The 21,116-nt window shown below is 66.0% G+C and carries 20 protein-coding genes; 17 read left to right on the top strand and 3 right to left on the bottom strand.

Going from position 1 to position 21,116, the window contains the following annotated elements; all coding sequences use genetic code 11:
* Window positions 1-161: 161 nt before the first annotated feature.
* The gene (hemA, locus tag BM397_RS22100) at window positions 162-1,385 is read right to left on the bottom strand and encodes a 5-aminolevulinate synthase (RefSeq protein WP_092428597.1); all 1,224 of its coding nucleotides are present in this window, start codon (window positions 1,383-1,385) and stop codon (window positions 162-164) included.
* Between the two features lie 298 nt (window positions 1,386-1,683).
* Between hemA and BM397_RS22095 the strand changes: the two genes are divergently transcribed.
* The 3 genes from BM397_RS22095 to BM397_RS22085 all read left to right on the top strand — a co-directional run bounded on the left by BM397_RS22095 (window position 1,684) and on the right by BM397_RS22085 (window position 4,347).
* Window positions 1,684-2,016 (top strand): 5-aminolevulinate synthase, encoded by a 333-nt coding sequence (locus BM397_RS22095; RefSeq protein ID WP_245696172.1) that lies wholly within the window; start codon window positions 1,684-1,686, stop codon window positions 2,014-2,016.
* Window positions 2,017-2,110: 94 nt separating this feature from the next.
* On the top strand, window positions 2,111-3,490 hold the full coding sequence (locus BM397_RS22090) for a M20/M25/M40 family metallo-hydrolase (protein WP_092428795.1): 1,380 nt from the start codon (window positions 2,111-2,113) through the stop codon (window positions 3,488-3,490).
* A gap of 317 nt (window positions 3,491-3,807) precedes the next feature.
* Entirely contained in the window at window positions 3,808-4,347 is a 540-nt protein-coding gene (locus BM397_RS22085) for a hypothetical protein (RefSeq protein WP_176806786.1), read from the top strand.
* A gap of 55 nt (window positions 4,348-4,402) precedes the next feature.
* On the opposite strand, the gene BM397_RS22080 is transcribed toward BM397_RS22085, so the two are convergent.
* Window positions 4,403-5,275 (bottom strand): glycosyltransferase family 2 protein, encoded by an 873-nt coding sequence (locus BM397_RS22080; RefSeq protein WP_092428595.1) that lies wholly within the window; start codon window positions 5,273-5,275, stop codon window positions 4,403-4,405.
* 130 nt (window positions 5,276-5,405) lie between these two features.
* On the opposite strand from BM397_RS22080, the gene BM397_RS22075 reads away from it, so the two are divergent.
* Window positions 5,406-6,152: a hypothetical protein gene (locus BM397_RS22075; protein ID WP_092428593.1), complete on the top strand. Its 747-nt coding sequence runs from the start codon at window positions 5,406-5,408 to the stop codon at window positions 6,150-6,152.
* A gap of 109 nt (window positions 6,153-6,261) precedes the next feature.
* Window positions 6,262-7,452: a cytochrome b/b6 domain-containing protein gene (locus BM397_RS22070; protein WP_092428591.1), complete on the top strand. Its 1,191-nt coding sequence runs from the start codon at window positions 6,262-6,264 to the stop codon at window positions 7,450-7,452.
* A gap of 110 nt (window positions 7,453-7,562) precedes the next feature.
* On the opposite strand, the gene cysK is transcribed toward BM397_RS22070, so the two are convergent.
* Window positions 7,563-8,642 carry a cysteine synthase A gene (gene cysK, locus BM397_RS22065; protein ID WP_092428589.1) on the bottom strand — a complete coding sequence of 360 codons (1,080 nt, stop codon included), beginning with the start codon at window positions 8,640-8,642 and terminating at the stop codon, window positions 7,563-7,565.
* Window positions 8,643-8,868: 226 nt separating this feature from the next.
* Here cysK and pyrC point away from each other — a divergent pair, with 226 nt between their 5' ends.
* From pyrC to purF, 12 genes are all read left to right on the top strand, one after another.
* Complete coding sequence (pyrC, locus tag BM397_RS22060) at window positions 8,869-9,906, top strand: dihydroorotase (RefSeq protein ID WP_092428587.1); 1,038 nt, start codon at window positions 8,869-8,871, stop codon at window positions 9,904-9,906.
* Window positions 9,907-10,041: 135 nt separating this feature from the next.
* Entirely contained in the window at window positions 10,042-10,719 is a 678-nt protein-coding gene (locus BM397_RS22055) for an orotate phosphoribosyltransferase (RefSeq protein ID WP_092428585.1), read from the top strand.
* A gap of 289 nt (window positions 10,720-11,008) precedes the next feature.
* Window positions 11,009-12,496 (top strand): replicative DNA helicase, encoded by a 1,488-nt coding sequence (locus BM397_RS22050; protein WP_092428583.1) that lies wholly within the window; start codon window positions 11,009-11,011, stop codon window positions 12,494-12,496.
* Window positions 12,497-12,680: 184 nt separating this feature from the next.
* Window positions 12,681-13,718: an alanine racemase gene (alr, locus tag BM397_RS22045; protein WP_092428581.1), complete on the top strand. Its 1,038-nt coding sequence runs from the start codon at window positions 12,681-12,683 to the stop codon at window positions 13,716-13,718.
* Window positions 13,715-14,521 (top strand): MlaE family ABC transporter permease, encoded by an 807-nt coding sequence (locus BM397_RS22040; protein ID WP_092428579.1) that lies wholly within the window; start codon window positions 13,715-13,717, stop codon window positions 14,519-14,521. Before alr ends, BM397_RS22040 begins: the two co-directional genes overlap by 4 nt.
* Complete coding sequence (locus BM397_RS22035) at window positions 14,518-15,264, top strand: ABC transporter ATP-binding protein (RefSeq protein WP_092428577.1); 747 nt, start codon at window positions 14,518-14,520, stop codon at window positions 15,262-15,264. Before BM397_RS22040 ends, BM397_RS22035 begins: the two co-directional genes overlap by 4 nt.
* Window positions 15,261-15,644, top strand: a complete 384-nt coding sequence (locus BM397_RS22030; RefSeq protein WP_092428575.1) for a hypothetical protein — start codon at window positions 15,261-15,263, stop codon at window positions 15,642-15,644. The genes BM397_RS22035 and BM397_RS22030 overlap by 4 nt, the downstream gene beginning before the upstream one ends.
* Before the next feature lie 130 nt (window positions 15,645-15,774).
* Window positions 15,775-16,215, top strand: a complete 441-nt coding sequence (locus BM397_RS22025) for a paraquat-inducible protein A (RefSeq protein WP_092428573.1) — start codon at window positions 15,775-15,777, stop codon at window positions 16,213-16,215.
* A 154-nt stretch (window positions 16,216-16,369) separates the two neighbouring features.
* Window positions 16,370-17,179 carry a DNA repair protein gene (locus BM397_RS22020; protein ID WP_092428571.1) on the top strand — a complete coding sequence of 270 codons (810 nt, stop codon included), beginning with the start codon at window positions 16,370-16,372 and terminating at the stop codon, window positions 17,177-17,179.
* Between the two features lie 143 nt (window positions 17,180-17,322).
* Window positions 17,323-18,690 (top strand): DNA repair protein RadA, encoded by a 1,368-nt coding sequence (gene radA, locus BM397_RS22015; RefSeq protein WP_092428569.1) that lies wholly within the window; start codon window positions 17,323-17,325, stop codon window positions 18,688-18,690.
* Between the two features lie 44 nt (window positions 18,691-18,734).
* Window positions 18,735-19,307, top strand: a complete 573-nt coding sequence (locus BM397_RS22010) for a CvpA family protein (RefSeq protein ID WP_092428567.1) — start codon at window positions 18,735-18,737, stop codon at window positions 19,305-19,307.
* A gap of 264 nt (window positions 19,308-19,571) precedes the next feature.
* Complete coding sequence (gene purF, locus BM397_RS22005) at window positions 19,572-21,047, top strand: amidophosphoribosyltransferase (RefSeq protein WP_092428793.1); 1,476 nt, start codon at window positions 19,572-19,574, stop codon at window positions 21,045-21,047.
* The last annotated feature ends 69 nt before the right edge of the window (window positions 21,048-21,116 follow it).

Genomic DNA, 21,116 nt, shown 5'->3' with positions numbered 1-21,116 from the left:
ATCGGCGCGCTTCTGCGCAGGGTGCGTGGCTTTTCCCCATTCCCCAGCGGCAGTTTCCGGAACAAAGCAAGACCCCGCGATTTTGGAAACCGCGGGGCCACAATACCGACGAGTCAGCCGTCGCAATTACATCTGCGGCTGTGAATATTTCCAGAGTCCGATCAGGCGCTCAGCTCCTGACGATTGAGCGCGCAATGCGACCAAAGCGCGTCCATCGCCTGGACCAGTTTGTCCATCTCGTTCGGCCCATGAACCGGCGACGGCGTGAAGCGCAGCCGCTCGGTGCCGCGCGGAACGGTCGGGAAGTTGATCGGCTGCACGTAGATGCCGTAGCCCTCAAGCAGCATGTCCGACAGCTTCTTGGTGTGCACCGGGTTGCCGACAATCACCGGCACGATGTGCGAGCCGTGGTCGATGATCGGCATGCCCAGCCCCTTGAGCCGCAGCTTGAGGATCTTTGCCTGGGTCTGGTGCCGCTCGCGCAGCGCCTGGTCCTGCTTGAGGTGCGCGATCGAGGCTGCCGCCCCTGCGGCCACCGCCGGCGGGATCGAGGTCGTGAAGATGAAGCCCGGCGCGTAGGAGCGCACAGCGTCGCACATCTTCGCGGACGCCGCGATATAGCCGCCGAACACGCCGAAGGCCTTGCCCAGCGTGCCGTTGACGATGTCGATGCGGGGCAGCAGGTTGTCGCGTTCGGCGACGCCGCCGCCGCGCGGGCCGTACATGCCCACCGCGTGCACCTCGTCGAGATAGGTCAGCGCGCCAAATTCGTCGGCGAGGTCGCAGATCGCCTCGATCGGGCCGAAATCGCCGTCCATCGAATAGACCGACTCAAAGGCGATGAGCTTCGGCGCGGCGGGATCGTCGGCCGCCATCAGCTCGCGCAGATGCGCCACGTCGTTGTGGCGGAAGATGCGCTTGGCACCACCGTTGCGCTTGATGCCCTCGATCATCGAGGCGTGGTTCAGCTCGTCCGAATAGATGATCAGGCCGGGGAACAGCTTCGGAAGGGTCGAGAGCGTGGCATCATTGGCGATATAGGCCGAGGAGAAGACCAGCGCCGCCTCCTTCTGGTGCAGGTCGGCCAGTTCGGCCTCGAGCCGCTTGTGGTACACCGTGGTGCCAGAGATGTTGCGCGTACCACCCGAGCCCGCGCCGGTGGCGTCGATGGCCTCGTGCATCGCGGCGAGAACCACCGGATGCTGGCCCATGCCCAGGTAATCGTTCCCGCACCACACCGTGATCGGCATCTCGCTGCCGTCCGGTTTGCGCCACGTTGCGTGCGGAAAGCGGCCGTTCTTGCGTTCGATGTCGATGAAGGTGCGATAGCGCCCCTCGGCGTGAAGACGGTCAAGGGCTTCGTCGAGCTTCGCGGTGTAGTCCACCGGTATCTCCTTCCTTCATCTTGTAGAGGCCGCGTTCGGCACGGCACATATGCGGTCTAAGGGGCCGCATTCATTGTTCATGAGTGGATACCGTTCAGGCAGCCCCGTGTCCACGCTTTAGAATGAGACTAACCGTCGCGCCCTTGATTTGAATCAAGACTTTTGGATTAAGGTTTCAAGGTAGGGTTTCCCATACTGGTCGCCTGACGCCCATAGGCGCAGTCTGCGCGAACCGATTTTCCCAAGCCATCCAGCCCCTCTCCGCCCCTCTATGCGTGAGCGATTTCGCGGATTTCCCATGCCCATGTCCCTGCCCGTCAGCCCGCCTGCCCTGCTCCTGACCCTGGTGACCGCGCTTGGCTATGCCGTCGCCACCGTCGGAATGAAATTGGCATCCTCGGGCGCAGTGACCTTCGGTGTATTTCTCGCAACTATTGGTTTTACCGTCGCTTTTCTCTCTGAAATCCTTCTGATGCAGCGCTTCGATCTGTCCTACCTCTACATCGTGATCATCGTCGCCGAGTCCGCTCTGGTGCTGCTCTACGCGGTCTGCATCGGCGAGGGGCTGAGCCCGAGACAGCTGCTGGGCGCAGCCATGGTCCTGCTCGGCCTGTGGGCGGTCAGCGCCTGATCCGCGCGACCGGGCTTGTCCTCTGGACAGCGCCGGGCCGGGTGGTACCCTCCGCGCAACTCGAAAGAAGGAACCCCCCATGGCTCAAGAAAACGTGTCTTTGGACACCGTCCTCACCAAGATCGATGCCGATCTTCCGGTCGCGATCGACCGGCTGCTCGAGCTGCTGCGAATCCCTTCGATCTCGACCGACCCCGAGTACAAGGAGGCCTGCGACAAGGCGGCGGACTGGCTGGTGGCCGATCTCGCCAGCATCGGCGTCGAGGCCAGCAAGCGCCCCACCCCCGGCCACCCGATGGTCGTAGGCCGTGTCGATGGCCCCGGCCCGCACGTGCTGTTCTACGGACACTATGATGTGCAGCCGGTCGATCCTCTGAACCTGTGGAACCGCGACCCCTTCGACCCGGCGATCGAGGAGACCGCCAAAGGCAAGGTGATCCGCGGCCGTGGCTCGTCGGACGACAAGGGCCAGCTGATGACCTTTATCGAGGCCTGCCGCGCCTGGAAGGCCGTGCATGGCTCGCTGCCCTGCAAGATCACCTTCTTCTTCGAGGGCGAGGAAGAGAGCGGCTCGCCGTCGCTGATTCCCTTCATGAAGGAGAACGCCGAGGAGCTGAAAGCCGAGATCGCGCTGATCTGCGACACCGGCCTCTTCCAGTCCAAGACCCCGGCGATCATCACCCGCCTGCGCGGCCTGCTCGGCGAAGAGTTGACCATCAAGGCGGCGGACAAGGATCTGCACTCGGGCATGTACGGCGGCGTCGCGATGAACCCGATCCGCGTGCTGACCAAGATCCTCGGCGGGCTCTTCGACGAGAACGGCACCATTCAGGTCCCCGAGATCTACGAAGGCGTGCCGGAGCTGCCGGCGGAAATCCTCGACCAGTGGAAATCGCTGAACTTCGACGACAAAGCGTTCCTCGGCGGCGTCGGCCTGTCGCAGCCCGCGGGCGAGAAAGACCACCTGCCGATCGAGATGATCTGGTCGCGCCCCACCGCCGAGATCAACGGCATCTGGGGTGGCTACACCGGCGCGGGTTTCAAGACCGTGCTGCCCGCCGAAGCGTCTGCGAAGATCAGCTTCCGCCTCGTCGGCACGCAGGATCCCAAGGCCATCCGCAAGAACTTCCGCGCCTGGGTCGAGGCGCAGGTGCCGTCCGACTGCTCGGTGGAGTGGAAAGACCACAGCTGCTCGCCCGCGTCCGAGATGAACACCACCCACCCTGGCTTCGAAGCCGCGCGCAAGGCGCTCGGCGACGAGTGGGACGATCCGGCGGCCTACGCGGGCTGCGGCGGCTCGATCCCGATCGCCGGCTATTTCCAGAACATTCTGGACATGGACGCGATGCTGGTGGGCTGGGGCAAGGACGACGACCAGCTGCATTCGCCGAACGAGAAGTACGACCTCGAATCCTTCCACAAGGGGATTCGCAGCTGGGCCCGAATCATTAACGCCATGGCCAACGCAGCGTAAGATCTGAGCCGATTTCTGGGCGGGGCGCACAAATTTTCGCCCCGCCAACCTACTGCATTTGAAACAAATTCATGACCGCCTGTCGCAAGGGCGACAGATCGCAAAACCCTTATTCTTATAGCCCTCCGCCCGACCAATCCGAAGGGATAGGGGTGCGGCCCGAACGGATGACAAACTTCGCCAAGAAGATATCCGCCGCCAGCCACATTCGCCGCCATATTTCGCCATAATCCCTTCCTAGCGTCGATTCCAACGGGAGCTTGAACCGCCCCCTGCTGGCAGAAAGCCGGCGGCATCTGGCAGAAGGAGCTAGGACCATGAGAGCCTACGCAGTCCGGAAAGTGACACACGCAGATTTCGAAGCCCGGGTCCGGCGCATCGATCCGCAGTTCTCCCGACTCGGTGCCCGCGACGCAGGTGCCATCGCACGCCCCTCCAAGCGTCCGATCATCTCGGGAATATTCGGCTTCCTCTGGGCCGGGATGGTGATCGCAGTCGCACGCAACCAGGCCGCCATCGAGACCAGCCTCCTGAAAGGCAGCCTGCCGCAGGAATACCATGTCTACATCTTCGGCACGCTCGCTGCGCTGCTCGCGGTCTCGGGTGTCATGGTCATCATGCACCTGCTCCGCGTGGTCAGCCGCCGCGGCACCGCCCGCAGCAATTCCGCCGGCATTCTTGTCGGGATCGCCGCCGCCGCCATGATGAGCATGGTCCCCGCGCAAACCTACGAGGCCGGACTCGGCCTGCTGAACGAGAACTCGCGCGGCCTGATCGAGACGGCCAGCAACTCGGTGCGCGGCTCAGGCGGCCTCGACATCCGTGGCGCGACTTTCGTCAGCGCCCTCGGCAACTGAGCCCCTTCCGAGCGGAAAAGCCCCATCCAGACCACCGGCCCACGCGGGTCGGTGCTCAGAAAAGCCCGAAGAACCTCTCCGGCAGCAGGTACTGCTTCTGAACGTCCGGCCGGTCGAACTGCCAGTAGCCGGTTTCGCCTCGCGGCTTCCAACTACGATGCATGCGCCGCCGCACCCGCGAGAAATCGAACCCCTCTTCGATCGGAACCTCCGCGAAGGCCTCGAACAGCGCCCGGTCCTCGCCGCGCGCCTCCCCGAACCAGTGACGACCGATCGCCGCTTGTTTCACCCCCACGCCGACCTCCTCTGTCACCCGGTTGCGGCGATCCATGGCCGCGACATACTGTGGAAAGTCGCAATATTTCAGGTGAAACAGGTAGAGCCCCTCGGGCGTGAAAAGCTTTGATGCCTGGGTGAAATGCCCGCCGCGTGCGATTTTCGTTCCCAGCGACACCACGCAAGGCTTGGAATAATGCGGCGCAAGGCGCAGGTGCCTCCGCGGCCCGAGGATGCTGTCCTCCGCGCCCAGCGCCTCGAGCTCCGGGCGGTGGATCACCTCCAGCCCGACCGGTGTCAGCACCCGCCGCATCGGCTGCTGCGCAAGGAAGTCCAGCAGGTTGCCCTCGGCCGGGTCGAGCACCACCAGCTCATCCACGTCGCCGACGATCACGTGCCGGTAGTAGCTGCGCAGCCCGTTCACCTGCCCGTTCAGCAGCCGCCAGCGCTTCATGTCGAAATTGGGATGCGGATCGCCCGGGATACCGATGACATTGCACCCCTGGGCCAACTCGGCCACCTCGGGTCCACGCCCGTGGTTGATGATGTAGCAGTTCTCGCGGCCGAACAGCCGCCCGTAGTGGCGCAGCCAGGCCTTCAGGAAAAACGCATCGTCGCGCACCATGGTGACGGCGGCGGCCACGGTCTGCATCTGCTCACTCCAACTCGTATGGCGAACTCGAAATGGTCCCACCCCGATCGCAGCATAGCGCCTTGCCATCAAATGAGAATCGCCAATCGCACACGGTCTCGTTATCGTGCCAAAAAAGCATGAGGCCGCGATGATCGCGCAGGAGTTCAGCAGCACCGGCTGGCAGGTCCACCGACCCGCCGCTGGCATCACCCACTACCAGGTGTTCGGCGAGCGCAGCTCGGGAACCAATTTCGTCAAGCGGCTGATCGGCCGCAACACGCCGCTCGCGCCGACCGAGGAGCTTGGTTGGAAGCACGGGTTTCCGCAGATGACTGCCATCCCGCAGGATACGCTCATCGTCTGCGTCATCCGCAATGCCGTCGACTGGGCGCGCTCGATGCATGCCAAGCCCTGGCACTGCCCACCCGAGATGCAGCGTCTGGCCTTTTCCGATTTCATCCGCGCCGAATGGGCCACAATCGCCGACCGCCCGCGCTATTTTCCGCAGGTCGCCGCGCTCGGCGGTGCGGGCCAGCCGTTGCAACACGACCGGCACCCGCTCACCGGCCTGCCCTTCCCCGACCTCTTTACCCTGCGCCGCGCCAAACTGATGGGCCTCACCAGCTTCTTCAACCGTGGTTGCGCGTTGCTTTTCTGCCGGCTGGAGGCGGTTCAGGCCGCCCCCGAGGGCTTCCTCTCGGAGCTGTGCGGAAGGTTCGGCCTGCCCGAAACCGGCGACTTCCAGCCGGTTCACAAGCGGCTCGGCAGCCGGTTCAAACCCGCCATCGAGGAGCCTCGGCCCACACCACCCGCGCAATTGTCCCGCGAAGACATAGATTTCCTGTGCAGCCGCCTCGACTTGGGCCTCGAAGCGGCACTCGGTTACAGCTACTGAGCCCCGGCGGCCCGCGGCGCGCACGGGGTCTGTGCATCCGCGCAAATTGCGCTGCGCCGCGGCATCCCCGATCTTCGGCAAAACCCCATTCCGAGCCCGGAGACCTCCGATGTCCCTCGCCAACACCAAGACCGCCTACGGTGCCGTCACCCGGAGCCTGCACTGGCTGACCGCGCTCGGCATCCTGATCATGATCCCGCTCGGCTGGATCGCCCACCTCGCGCCCTGGAGTACAGAGGCCGAGCTGACCACCAAGGCGCAGCTCTTCTCGGTGCACAAGACGATCGGCGTGGCGCTGTTCGTCCTCGCCCTCGCCCGCATCCTCTGGGCGCTGACCCAGCCGAAGCCCGCGCCGCTTCACCCCGAGCGCAGGGCGGAGAATTTTGCCGCCGAGACCGTGCATTGGCTGCTCTACTCGACGCTGGTGATCGTGCCGCTCTCGGGCTGGGTCGAACACGCCGCCACCGAGGGCTTCGCGCCGATCCTCTGGCCTTTCGGGCAGGACCTGCCCTTCGTGCCGAATTCCGACAGCGTGGCGGAAACCGCCGCCTCGGTGCACTTCCTGTCGCAATGGCTGCTGGTCGCCTCGCTGATGCTGCACGTGGCCGGCGCGCTGAAGCACGCGGTGATCGACCGCGACGGCACGCTGGCGCGGATGCTGAAAGGCGCATCGGCAGGAACGCCGGCCGCCGGGCACAGGGCGTTCCGCCCGCTGGTGCTCGCCGTGGCTGCATGGGCCGCGCTCATCGGCGGCGGTGCCGCAGCGGGCATGTTCACCAGCGAAAGCACCCCGGAGACACCGAAACTCGAGGCAGCGCAGTCCGACTGGCAGGTGACCGAGGGCACGCTCGGCATCAGCCTCGTGCAGATGGGCAAGCAGATCGAGGGCAGCTTCGCCGACTGGACCGCCGAGATCGCCTTCGAGCCGCGCGAGACCCCGGGCAAGGCGGGCGACGTCACGGTGCAGATCGCCATCCCGACGCTGACTCTCGGCTCGGTGAGCAAGCAGGCCCTGGGGGCGGATTTCTTCAATGCCGAAGAGCATCCCACCGCCACCTTCGCCGCCGAGATCGTGCGCACCGAAGCCGGCTACGAGGCGCAGGGCACGCTGGCCCTCAAGGGCACCGAGGTTCCGGTCACCCTGCCCTTCGAGCTGACCCTCGACGGCGATACGGCCACCATGCAGGGCGCGACCACCCTCGACCGCCGCGACTACGCGATCGGCGACAGCATGGCGGATCCGGGGCAACTCAGCTTCGAGGTTCAGGTGAACGTGGCGCTGACCGCCACCCGGAACTGAGCACGCGAAACTGGGACGGTCCTCCCGGCTGAACCGCCGCACCGTGCGTATTTGGAAAGAGAAGAAGGGCGCGGGATGTCTCGCGCCCTTCTTGCCGTCGGGTCTCTGGGTCAGCCCATCTGGCTCGATGGGGTGGAAAGCGAGAGCGCCTTTTCGGCGTCGTCCATGTCTTCCTCGATCCCCTCGAAGAGCGGCGTGGTCATGTAGCGCTCACCGGTGTCGGGCAGCATGGCAAGGATCACCGTGCCGGGCGCGGCCTTTTCGGCCAGTTGCATGGCGATGGCAAATGTCGAGCCGCCGGAGACGCCGGTCAGGATGCCTTCCTTCATCGCCAGCTTCCTGGCCCAGGCGATGCCGTCCGGGCCCGCCACGGGGATCAGCTCGTCATAGGCCCCGGCATCGAGACCGTCCTGAAGCACCGCGGGAATGAAATCCGGCGTCCAGCCCTGTATGGGATGAGGCTCAAAGGCGCTGTGGCTCCCAGTGGGCGATCCATCGGCGGCGCGGCCCTGCGCGATGCCGCTGCCGACCAGCTGCGCATTCGCCGGCTCCGACAGGACGATCTTCGTATCGGGCCGCTCCTTGCGCAGCACCCTAGCGACGCCGGTAACCGTGCCGCCGGTGCCGTAGCCGGTGACGAAATAGTCGAGCCGCTTGCCGTCGAAATCATTGACGATCTCACGCCCGGTGGTCGCCTCGTGGACGGCGGCATTGGCCTCGGTCTCGAACTGGCGAGCGAGGAACCAGCCGTTCTTCTCGGCCAGCTCCACCGCCTTGCGGTACATGCCGAAGCCCTTCTCGGCGCGCGGCGTCAGCACCACCTTGGCGCCGAGCATACGCATCAGCTTGCGGCGCTCGATCGAGAAGCTGTCGGCCATGGTGACCACCAGCGGATACCCCTTGGCGGCACAGACCATGGCCAGCCCGATGCCGGTGTTGCCCGAGGTCGCCTCGACCACGGTCTGGCCCGGCTTCAGCGTGCCATTCTTCTCGGCGGTCTCGATGATGCTCATCGCCAGCCGGTCCTTGACCGAGGCGGCGGGATTGAAGAATTCGGTCTTCACGTAGATCTCCACCCCCTCGGGCGCGAGGTGGTTGATCCGCACCACGGGCGTGTTGCCCACGGTGTCGACGATGCTGTCGTAGAGGCGGCCGCGGCCGATGGTTTCGGTGGGCGTCGAGGCGTCCATGATGTCTCTCCCTGGCAGTGTTTCCGTAAAGGCACCTTACCCCAAACCGGCAGGGCGAGCGCGCAGGATCGGGTTGCAAGGGTTTCAGCGGCGGTGGCCGTTGTTTCAGCGATGTTTCAGCCGTGGGGCCCCTCGCGGACGTGCAGAACGGTAAATCCGATGTTTCGTGCCCCCACTCCGCGCAAGCATCTGGCCCGGCGCCCGCGCGCGTGCTAACGCCCTGCCCATGACCCAGATCACGCTCCGCCGCCCCGACGACTGGCACCTGCACCTCCGCGATGGCGAGATGCTGGCCGGCATCGCACCCGAATCCGCCCGCCACTTCGGCCGGGCGATCATCATGCCCAACCTCGTGCCCCCGGTGGTGACCGGCGACCAGGCCGCCGCCTACCGCGACCGGATCCTCGGCGCGCTGCCCGAGGGCAGCGGTTTTGCCCCGCTTATGACGCTCTACCTGACCGAGACCACCGATCCTTCGGACGTGGCCGCGGCCTTTGATGCCGGCATCATCACAGCGCTTAAACTCTACCCGGCGGGCGCGACGACCAACTCCGCCTCCGGCGTGCGCGATTTCGACAAGGTGCGCCCGGTGCTCGAACTGATGGCCGAGAAGGGCATCCCGCTCTGCGTGCATGGCGAGGTCGTGGACAGCGACATCGACATCTTCGACCGCGAGGCCGTGTTCATCGACCGGGTGCTCGATCCGATCCGCCGCGCCACCCCGGGCCTGCGCGTGGTCATGGAGCACATCACCACGAAGCAGGGTGTCGACTATGCCCGCGCCGGTGGCGACGATCTGGGCGCGACGATCACCACGCACCACCTGGTGATCAACCGCAACCACATCCTCGTCGGCGGCATCAAGCCGCACTACTACTGCCTGCCCGTCGCCAAGCGTGAGGAGCACCGGCTGGCGCTGCGCGAGGCCGCGACCTCCGGCGATGCCAGCTTCTTCCTCGGCACCGACAGCGCCCCGCACGCCGATCCCGCCAAGGAAAGCGCCTGCGGCTGCGCCGGCTGTTTCACCGCCACCAATACGCTGTCGATTCTTGCCGAGGTCTTCGAGCAGGACGGCGCGCTGGACAAGCTCGAGGCTTTCGCCTCGCGCAACGGCCCGGCCTTCTATCGCCTGCCGGTGAGCGAGGAGACGGTGACGCTGGTGAAGGGTGATCCCGTCACCTACCCCGCCAAGATCGAGACCGGCGCCGGACCGGTGACCGTCTTCGATCCGGGCATGCCGCTGCACTGGCGGGTCGAGGGCTGACCGGCGCGGGGGCGCTGCCCCCGCACCCCCGGCGTATTTGCCGAACAATGAAGCAGGGCGGCGGCGCACGATGCGCCCTTCCCGCCCCCGCGGTTTCGCGCTAAGGCGGGCGCGGTTTTTCAAAGGAGCTGCCCCATGATCCCCTCGTCCTATCCCTCGCAAGAAGAAATGGCCCGGCTGACGGCGCGGATGCTCTGGGAGATCGGCGCGGTTCACTTCATGGGCGACGAGCCCTTCAAGCTCGCCTCCGGCCTGCCCTCGCCGGTCTACATCGACTGCCGCACGCCGATCTCGCACCCGCGCATCCGCTCGACGCTGATGGACTTCCTGACCGTCACCGTCATGCGCAATGCCGGCTTCGAGGCCTTCGACAATATCGCCGGCGGCGAGACCGCGGGCATTCCCTTCGCTGCGCTGGTGGCCGAGCGCATGGCGCTGCCGATGACCTACGTGCGCAAGAAGCCCAAGGGCTACGGCCGCAACGCCCGCATCGAGGGCAAGATGACCGAGGGCCAGCGCGTGCTGCTCGTCGAGGATCTGACCACCGATGGCGGCTCGAAGCTCAGCTTCGTCGATGCCATCCGCGAGACCGGCGCCACCTGTGCCCACACCGCGGTGATCTTCTACTACGGCATCTTCCCCGAGACCACGAAGACCCTCGGCGATCACGGCGTCGAGCTGCACTACCTGTGCACCTGGCATGACGTCCTGGCCGAGGCCAAGGCGCGCGGCGGCTTCGAGCCCGCAACGCTGGCGGCGGTCGAGGCCTTCCTCGCGGACCCGCGCAAATGGCAGGCGGAAAACGGCGCATGAGCTGATTTTCGGGGGGCGGAGGCTTTTTCCCTCCGCCCCGAGACCTCTACCAAATGTTGCGAAAAATCGCGATCCTGCTACGATATCTCCAAGAGCAGGCGCAGGAGCCGGTGCCATTTCCGGTTATCCCGAAATCGTCCACAGAGATTTCCAGATTGGTCCGCGATCCCGGGCGCGTTAAGACGCTTGCACCTGCGGGACTCGGGGGAGCCGGTGGGGATATCTTAGGGACACAAGAAGACGTCGGGCCCCAGCATCGAGCCTTGGGGACCGGGCCAAGGGGACAGGCATGAACGATCAAAGCGTATTCAACGCCACCGGCGTCGAGGTCGAACAGGCCGACACGATGCCGCATTCGATCGAAGCCGAGCAGCAGCTGCTGGGCGCGATCCTGACCAACAACGACGTCTACGACCGGGTCGCGGCCATCCTCGGACCGCAGCATTTCTACGATCCCGTCCATCGCCGTATCTTCGAGATCGCCGCCGCCCGCATCGCCAAGAACAACCTCGCCTCGCCGGTGACGCTCAAGGCGTTCATGGAGGATGACGAGGGGCTCAAGGAACTGGGCGGGCCGGCCTATCTCGCCCGCCTCGCCGGCGCGGCAGTCTCCAGCTTTGCCGTGCGCGACTACGCGCAGATGATCTACGACCTGGCGGTGCGCCGCGATCTCATCCGGCTCGGTCGCGACATCTCGGACCGCGCCACCAAGGTCGATGTGAAATCCGAGCCGCGCGAACAGATCGTGCAGGCCGAGCAGGCCCTCTACAAGCTTGCCGAGCAGGGCCAGACCGAGGGCGGATTCCAGTCCTTCCTGCGCGCCGTGACCGATGCGGTGAACGTCGCCAACGCCGCCTACCAGCGCGAGGGCGGACTCGCGGGCGTATCCACCGGCCTCATCGACATGGACAAGAAACTGGGCGGGCTGCACCCCTCGGACCTTCTGATCCTCGCCGGACGTCCCTCGATGGGCAAGACCTCGCTGGCCACCAACATCGCCTTCAACATCGCCAAGGCCTACAAGAAGGGCACCCGCCACGACGGCACCGAGGGCGCGATCGAGGGCGGCGTCGTCGGCTTCTACTCGCTCGAGATGAGCGCAGAGCAGCTGGCCGCGCGTATCCTGTCGGAAGCCGCCGAGGTGCCCTCGGAGCAGATCCGCCGCGGCGACATGACCGAGGCCGAGTTCCGCCGCTTCGTCGATGCCGCGAAGAGCCTCGAGGCCTGCCCGCTGTTCATCGACGATACCCCCGCGATCCCGATCGCCCAGCTCGCGGCGCGCGCACGGCGGCTGAAGCGGACGCATGGGCTCGACGTGCTGATGGTCGACTACCTGCAGCTGGTGCGCGGCACCGCCGAGAACCGGGTCAACGAGATCGCCGAGATCTCGATGGGCCTCAAGGCCATCGCCAAGGAACTGAACATCCCGGTGATCGCCCTGTCGCAGCTCTCGCGCCAGGTGGAAAGCCGCGAGGACAAGCGCCCGCAGCTGTCGGACCTGCGGGAATCGGGCTCGATCGAACAGGACGCCGACGTGGTGATGTTCGTGTTCCGCGAGGAATATTACGTCGAGCGCGAGAAGCCCTCGGACGACCGCCTCGACGAGATGGCCGCCTGGCAGGAGCGCATGGAACGCCTGCACGGCAAGGCCGAAGTGATCATCGGCAAGCAGCGTCACGGACCGATCGGCACGGTGGAGCTCAGCTTCGAGGGTCGCTTCACGCGTTTCGGCAACCTCGTACGCCCCTGGCAGAACGGCGAAGGCGACAACTTCTGACGCCCGGCGGCCACGCCGCCCTCGTCCGACTTCCACATGGTCCAAATATCCCACGGGGGCGCGGGGGTGTGAAACCCCCGCTCCTGCCCCCTCCAGAGGCCCTGCGCCCACAGCAGGGCGATCGCCCCCCGTCTGCGGCGCTTTCCCTCTTGACGCCCCCTGCCCGCCCGGCAATCAACGCGCCATGGCACAGGCACAGCTTACCATCGATCTCGATGCGATCCGCGCCAACTGGCGCGCTCTCGACGCCCTCTCCGATTGCGAGAGCGGCGCCGTCGTAAAGGCAGATTCCTACGGCCTCGGCGCCGACAGGGTTGCGCCGATGCTGGCGCGCGAAGGCGTGCGCCGCTTCTTCACCGCCACGGTCGAAGAGGGCGCGGCGGTCCGCAAGGCGCTCGGCGATGGCCCGGAGATCAACGTCTTCGGCGGCCATATGGCGGGCGATGCGGCGCTGATCAAATCGGCCGGGTTGACGCCGATGCTGAACTCCATCGACCAGATGCTGCGCCACGTTGAGGCGCTGCCAGGGCATCCCTTTGGCATCCAGCTCGACAGCGGCATGAACCGCCTCGGCATGGAGGCCGAGGAATGGGCCGCCCTGCGCGAGCTGGCGCTGAAGCAGAAGCCGCGGCTGATCATGTCGCACCTGGCCTGCGCCGACGAGCCAAACCACGGCATGAACGCCCACCAGTTGCGAAACTTCCGCGAGATGACCGACGGCATCGACGCGCCCCGCTCGCTCTCGGCCACCGGCGGCATCCTGCTGGGCAAGAACTACCACTTCGACGTCACCCGCCCCGGCATCGGCCTTTATGGCGGCATGCCCTTCCGCGAGGCGAAACGGGTCGTCTCGCTGCACATCCCGGTGATCCAGACCCGCGAGGTGAAGACCGGCGAGTCGGTGGGTTACGGCAACGCCTTCGTCGCCCGCTCGCCGATGAAGGTCGCGACGATCTCGGCCGGCTACGCCGACGGGCTGCAGCGTGCCCTCGCCCCCAAGACCTACCTCTGGGCCGGTGAGACCCGCTGCAAGCTGCTGGGCCGCATCTCGATGGATCTCATCACCGTCGACGTCACCGCGGTCGACACGATGCCCGACACGCTCGAACTGCTCGGACCGCACCAGACCGTCGATCACCTGGCCAACCACATCGACACGATCGGCTACGAGATCCTCACCTCGCTCGGCAACCGCTACGCGCGGGTCTACCGGGGCGAATGAGCTTCGGCGGAGCCCTCGCAGCGCCGCTGGTCGCGGCGCTTGGGACGCTCGGCCGAACCGTGATACGGGCACTGGCAGCGACGGGGCGCGTGACACTCTTCGCGCTGACCGCAATGAGCCATATTGCCCGCCCACCGCTCTATCCGCGCGAGTTCGCGCTGGCACTGCTCAACATCGGCTGGCTGTCGCTTCCGGTGGTAGGCATGACCGCGATCTTCACCGGCGGCGCGCTGGCGCTGCAGATCTATTCCGGCGGCGCCCGCTTCAACGCCGAGGCCGTGGTGCCGCAGATCGTCGCCATCGGCATGGTGCGTGAACTCGGCCCGGTGCTGGTCGGGCTGATGATCGCGGCACGCGTCACCTCCTCGATCGCAGCCGAGATCGCCACGATGAAGGTGACCGAGCAGATCGACGCGCTGGTCACCCTCTCCACGGAGCCGATGAAATACCTCGTCGCGCCGCGCCTGCTGGCGGCGCTCATCACCGTGCCGCTGCTGGTGGCGGTGGGCGACGTGATCGGCATCGCCGGTGGTTACGCCGTGGCCACCAGCTCGCTTGGTTTCAACCCGGTGGGCTACCTGAAGAACACGCTCGACTTCCTCGAGCCGCTCGACGTGCTCTCGTCGCTCGCCAAGGGCTGTGCCTTCGGCGGCATCGCGGCGCTCATGGGCTGCTACTACGGCATGCACTCGGGCCGCGGCGCGCAGGGGGTGGGCCGCGCGACCAAGTCCTCGGTCGAGGCTGCGGCAATCCTGATCCTTGCCGCCAACTTCCTGCTGACAGGGGTGTTCTTCTCGGCATGATCACCCTTTCGGACCTGCACAAGAGTTTCGACGGCGCGCCGGTGCTGCGCGGCGCCTCGCTGCATGTGCCGAAAGGCAGCTCGATGGTGATCATCGGCGGCTCGGGCACCGGCAAGTCGGTGCTGCTGAAATGCATCCTCGGGCTCGTCACCCCCGACAGCGGCCGGATCGAGATCGACGGGCAGGACGCCACGCGCGGCGACCGCGAGGCCTTCCTCGCGCGTTTCGGCATGCTGTTCCAGGGCGCCGCCCTCTTCGACTCCCTGCCGGTCTGGCAGAACGTCGCCTTCCGCCTGCTGCGCGGCCCGCTCAAGCGCCCGCGCCGCGAAGCGCGCGAGATCGCCATCGAAAAGCTGCGCCGCGTCGGGCTCGGCCCCGAGGTCGCGGGTCGCCTGCCCGCAGAGCTCTCGGGCGGCATGCAGAAACGTGTCGGGCTCGCCCGCGCCATCGCCGCCGAGCCCGAGATCATCTTCTTCGACGAACCAACCACGGGCCTCGATCCGATCATGGCCGGGGTGATCAACGACCTGATCCGCGAGATCGTCACCGAGATGGGCGCCACCGCGCTGACCATCACCCACGACATGAGCTCGGTGCGCGCCATCGCCGACCGCGTTGCGATGCTGCACGACGGCAAGGTTCGCTGGGAAGGGTCGGTAGGCGAAATGGACGCGACCACCGATCCTTACGTGCAGCAGTTCATTCGTGGTAAGGCAGACGGCCCGATCGAGGCACTGCGGTGAGCCTGTTCGAACCCAGCCCGCTTCTGCTCGCGCTGATCGTCTTCAAGAGCTTCGTCTACTTCGAAGTGCTGGCGATCCTCGCGCTTGTCCGGAGCCTCTTCGGCCGCGGTCCGTCGCGCATGGCGGCGATGCTTTCCCTGATCATGGCCGTGCTCGGCATCTATGAAAGCATCGCGCCGGCCTACGTCCATGCGGCGTCGCTGCCTGCCCTGTCCCGCCTGCTGGCCTGGCAGCAGGGCCTCCCTGCCCTACTCCTTGCCTCCCTGCCGCTCGCGCTCAGCGCCGCCCTGCCAGGCCGGCGCTTTCGCCTGATCGACGTCCTGCATATCCTGCTCGTCGCTGCGCTCATCGGTCTGTGGCTGGCGGCAGGCTTTCTCTGAGTCCGGTCTTCTTCTCTTTCCAAATACGCCGGGGTGAATTCGCCGTCAGGCGGAGAGGGGCAGCGCCCCTATCCGAAGACCCTATCCGAAGACCCTTCCCGCAGGCAGCTTCCGAAGATAAGGCAGACGCATGCTGAAATACGCCAACCTCGCGCTCTTCGTGCTTTATCCGATTGCCTGGTTCGCCCCGCTGATGCGCGCCGGTCTCCTGCCGCTCTTCGGCCTGTCGGAAATCAGCGTCATTTCCGGCATCGTGACGCTCTGGCACAGCGACGTGTTTCTGGCGCTGGTGGTGGCGCTTTTCGCGCTGGTGGCGCCGATGGTGAAACTCGGAGGGTTGGCCTTGATCCAGTTCGGCCGCCTGCCGCGGCGCGCGCTTCCACTGATCAACGGTTTGGGCAAGCTGGCCATGGCCGACATCTTTCTCGTCGCGGTCTATGTCACATTGGTCAAGGGCATGGGCATAGGCCGGATCGAGACCGGCTGGGGTCTTTATCTCTTTACCTTCTGCGTCCTCGCATCACTGATTGTCGGCTTGCTGGAAAGCCGCGGCAAAGGCGATCAGCACTGAGTCCATTCCCGGCACAATTGCAATTCTGCCACTGTGATTGTTCACACGGACTTAGCGCCGGTCATTAAAGTTAACATTTTCCTCTCCTTTCGGTACACTCGACCTATTCTATTTCTTTACTGTTCTTTCTTTGGCTTTTTCTTGGGAGTCCCCCATGGTGTCCCAACTTCGTGACGCAGGTCTGGCCCTGCACTATGTCTTCCAGAGGCTGGCATTCATTGTCGTCGGCGCCGCCGGGCTGGCCCTGCTGATCTGGACCGCCGCCGCCGCTGCCGGACTTGCGCCCTGGCTTGAACTCGACATCAGTCTTGGCGGACAACCACTTGAGAATGCGGGACTTTGGGTCCAGTGCAGCCTTGCCGGCCTTGCTCTTGTTCTGCTTTCCTACCTGCCCAATGCCGCGCATGTCATGGCGCTGGAACGTTCGCATCGCTCGTTTCAGATCGGCATGCGCGACATCGCCCGCGCCTACGCCATGTCGCATCGCGCGGATCGCGAGGGGGTCTTCAAGCTGCAATCGGAATTCGATTCGGTACGCGAACGCCTTGCCTACCTGCGTGACCACCCCGATCTTGCCGAACTGGAGCCCTCTGTGCTCGAGGTTGCCGCCCAGATGAGCCACGTGTCGCGGGACCTTGCACGCACCTATTCAGATCGTAACGTACAGAGAGCGCAGGATTTTCTCGTAGCCCGCCAACAGGAGGTCGAGGACTTCAACATCCGCATCGACAAGGCCAAGGCCGCGGCGGTCGAGATCCGGCGCTGGCACGAGCGGCTGGAACTCGACGAGGCGATTGCGCAAGCACAGCTTGCAAGGCTTGTGGACGAACTCGAAGACATCCTTCCCGAGATCTTGCCCGAGATCTTGCCGGAGGCCACGGTCAGCATGGATGCCCCCGCCCCCGAGGTCCCCGAAGAGCCGAGACCCGAGCGGGTGGTGCCGATGCCCCGCGCCGCCGAGTGAGACCCGCGGTGAGACCCGCACGCTGAGGCGTCGCGAGGGGGCGCTGCCCCCTCTGCGGCTTCGCCGCATTCACCCCCGACGTATTTCGAAAGAGAAGAAGAGGCGCGCTTGCGCGCCGCCGCGCGAGCGGGCAGAAGTCCCGCATGGCCAAAGCTTCCGCGAACTTCGTCTGTCAATCCTGCGGCAACGCCACCTCGAAATGGTCGGGGCGCTGCGATGCCTGCGGGGAATGGAACACCATCACCGAAGAGGTGCCGCTGTCGCAGGGCCCCGGCGGCAAGACGCTGGGCGCCACGCGCGGGCGCAAGGTGGCGCTCTCCGATCTCGCAACCACCGAGGCCGCGCCGCCGCGCACCGCCTCGAGGATCGACGAACTCGACAGGGTTCTCGGTGGCGGGCTGGTGCCCGGCTCGGCCATTCTCGTCGGCGGCGATCCCGGCATCGGCAAGTCGACCCTGCTGCTGCAGGCCGCCGCGGCCTTTGCCCGCGCCGGGCAGAAGGTGATCTACGCCTCGGGCGAGGAGGCCCGCGCGCAGGTGCGCATGCGCGCGCAACGGCTGGGGCTCGGCGAGGCACCGGTGCAGCTTGCCGCAGAAACCAACCTGCGCGACATCCTCACCACGCTCGAGGCCGAGAAGCCCGGGCTGGTGATCGTCGATTCGATCCAGACCATGTGGGTGGACAACGTGGCCTCGGCGCCCGGATCGGTGGCGCAGGTGCGCGCCGCGGCGCATGAGCTGACCACCTTCGCCAAGCGCCACGGCACCTCGGTGATCATGGTCGGCCATGTCACCAAGGACGGGCAGATCGCCGGGCCGCGGGTCGTCGAGCACATGGTCGACACGGTGCTCTACTTCGAGGGCGAGCGTGGCCACCAGTTCCGCATCCTGCGCTCGGTGAAGAACCGCTTCGGCCCGGCCGACGAGATCGGCGTCTTCGAGATGACCGGTGGCGGGCTTGCGGAAGTCCTGAACCCCTCGGCGCTGTTCCTGTCGGAGCGTGGCACCCCTGCCCCCGGCTCGGTGGTCTTCTCCGGAATCGAGGGCACCCGGCCGGTGCTCGTGGAGTTCCAGGCGCTGGTTGCCCCCACCCCGCAGTCGCAGCCCCGCCGCTCGGTGGTCGGCTGGGATGGCGGGCGGCTGGCGATGATCCTTGCCGTGCTCGAGGCACGCTGCGGCATCCCCTTCGCGGGACTCGACGTCTACCTCAACGTCGCCGGCGGCATGAAAATCAACGAGCCGGCGGCGGATCTTGCCGTTGCGGCTGCGCTTCTTTCCGCCCGCGAGGATATTGCGGTGCCGCCGGAAACCGTTGTTTTCGGGGAAATCAGCCTCTCCGGGGCCCTGAGACCTGTCGGCCAGACCGAAAACAGGTTGAAAGAGGCGCAAAAACTTGGTTTTTCCAACGCGATCCTGCCAAAGGGCGGAAAGGCCACGGGCAAGAGCGGCATGTCGCTCAGCCAGATGCCCGACCTGGTCACGCTGGTGGGAGAGGTGTTCGGCGCCGGATAGGGCGCCGCACCAATCATTCGGATCAGACGAGAGGCGCGAGGCGCATGGACGGATTCACTATCATCGACGGGGTGGTCGCGCTCGTCATCGTGCTGTCGGCACTGCTCGCCTATTCGCGCGGGCTGGTGCGCGAGGCGCTGGCCATCCTGGGCTGGATCGTCGCCGCGATCCTCGCCTTCGTCTTCGCCCCGCAGGTGCAGCCGCTGGTAAAGGAAATCCCGGTGCTCGGCGACTTCCTCGCCGACAGCTGCGAGTTGTCGATCATCGCCGCCTTCGCCGCGGTCTTCGCGCTGGCGCTGGTCGTCGTGTCGCTCTTCACCCCGGTCTTCTCCAGCCTCGTTCAGCGCTCGGCGCTCGGCGGGCTCGATCAGGGGCTCGGCTTCCTCTTCGGCGTGGCACGCGGCGTGCTGCTCGTGGCCATCGCCTTCTTCGTCTACGAGACGGTGATCACCGCGCAGGACATCCCGATGGTGGATGATTCGCGCTCGGCCGCGGTCTTCGCGCAGTTCACCGGCAAGATCGAGGACCAGAACCCCGAGGCCGCGCTCGGCTGGATCACCGCGCAATACGAGCAGCTGGTGGGCGTCTGCGCCGCGCCCGGTGCCAACGACGCCTGAGGATTCGGCGGGCTCATCGCCCAAAGGTCAGAAAATGCGGGCCGCGCTTCCGGGCGCGGCTTTTTTCTTTCGTGCAGCGCCGCAAGGGCCAGCCCCCGGGGCGACACAAAGATCACGTAATCGCACAGTCGTGTTAGCGTACGTCTTGCCACGCCGCGCTGCGGCGTCCATATGCGAAGCTTCCGTGACACGCGCCCTTCATATCAGTATGAGGGGGCTGTCCCCAGCCCTATGGATTCGGAGCCGCCCTTGTCCGATCGCCAGATGCCCCCCGCCCATCCCTTTGATTTCGACGCCGTCGATGCCGACAAGCTGCACGAAGAGTGCGGCGTGTTCGGGGTCAACGGGGTTACCGACGCGGCGAATTTCGTCGCCCTCGGCCTGCACGCGCTGCAGCACCGGGGACAGGAAGCCGGCGGGATCGTCTCTTATCATCCCGAGCACGGGTTCAACTCTGCCCGCCGCTTCGGCTACGTGCGCGACAACTTCACCCGCGCCTCGCTCATGGAAACCCTGCCCGGCGAGCTTGCCATCGGCCACGTGCGCTACTCGACCGCCGGCTCGAAAGGCGCGGCGATCCGCGACGTGCAGCCGTTCTTCGGCGAGTTCTCGATGGGTGGTGCCGCCATCGCCCACAACGGCAACATCACCAATGCCGACGCGCTGCGCCGCGAGCTGATCGAGCGTGGCTCGATCTTCCAGAGCTCCTCGGACAGCGAATGCATCATCCACCTGATGGCCCGCTCGCTGCAGCGTGACATCCCGGCCCGCATGGAAGACGCGCTGCGCCGCGTCGAAGGCGCCTTCTCGGTGGTTGCCATGACCCGCACCAAGCTGATCGGCGTGCGCGACCCATTGGGTGTGCGCCCGCTGGTGCTCGGCAAGCTGGCCGACGACGGCTACGTGCTGAGCTCGGAAACCTGCGCGCTCGACATCATCGGCGCCGAGTTCGTGCGTGAGATCGAGCCCGGCGAGATGGTCGTCATCTCGGGCGGCAAGGTCGAGAGCCGCCGCCCCTTCCGTGCGCAGGCCTCGAAGTTCTGCATCTTCGAGCACGTCTACTTCTCGCGTCCCGACTCGATCATCGGCGGCCGCTCGGTCTACGAGACCCGCCGCCAGATCGGCGTCGAGCTGGCCCGCGAAGCGCCGGTGGAAGCGGACCTCGTCTGCCCCGTGCCCGACAGCGGCACCCCGGCGGCAATCGGTTTCGCGCATGAGAGCGGTATTCCCTACGGCATGGGGATCATCCGCAACCAGTACATGGGCCGGACCTTCATCGAGCCGACCGAGCAGATCCGCAACATGGGCGTGCGCCTCAAGCTCAACGTCAACCGTGCGCTGATCCGCGGCAAGCGGGTGATCCTGGTCGACGACTCGGTGGTGCGCGGCACCACCTCGCGCAAGATCAAGGAGATGATCCTCGACGCCGGCGCCGCCGAGGTGCACTTCCGCATCGCATCGCCGCCCACCGCCTGGCCGTGCTTCTACGGCGTGGACACGCCGCAGCGCGAGAAGCTGCTGGCCGCCACCATGTCGGAAGAAGAGATGCGCGAGCACCTCGGCGTCGACAGCCTCAAGTTCATCTCGCTCGACGGTCTCTACCGCGCCGTCGGCGCGAGCGAGGAAGGCCGGAACAACAAGTGCCCGCAGTATTGCGACGCCTGCTTCTCGGGCGAATACCCGGTCGAGCCGGCGGACATGATCGAGAAGGGCTTCAAGCTCAAGACTGCGGCAGAATAACGCAAGGTCTGCGCGCCTCCTCGCCGAGGCGCGCGCCACTTTCCGCCGCTGGAGAACTTCCGTTGCGGC

Source organism: Alloyangia pacifica, from assembly GCF_900116195.1.
Lineage (GTDB): Bacteria > Pseudomonadota > Alphaproteobacteria > Rhodobacterales > Rhodobacteraceae > Salipiger > Salipiger pacificus.
Note: the sequence above shows the minus strand (reverse complement) of the source record. Positions and strands in the feature narration are given on the sequence as shown.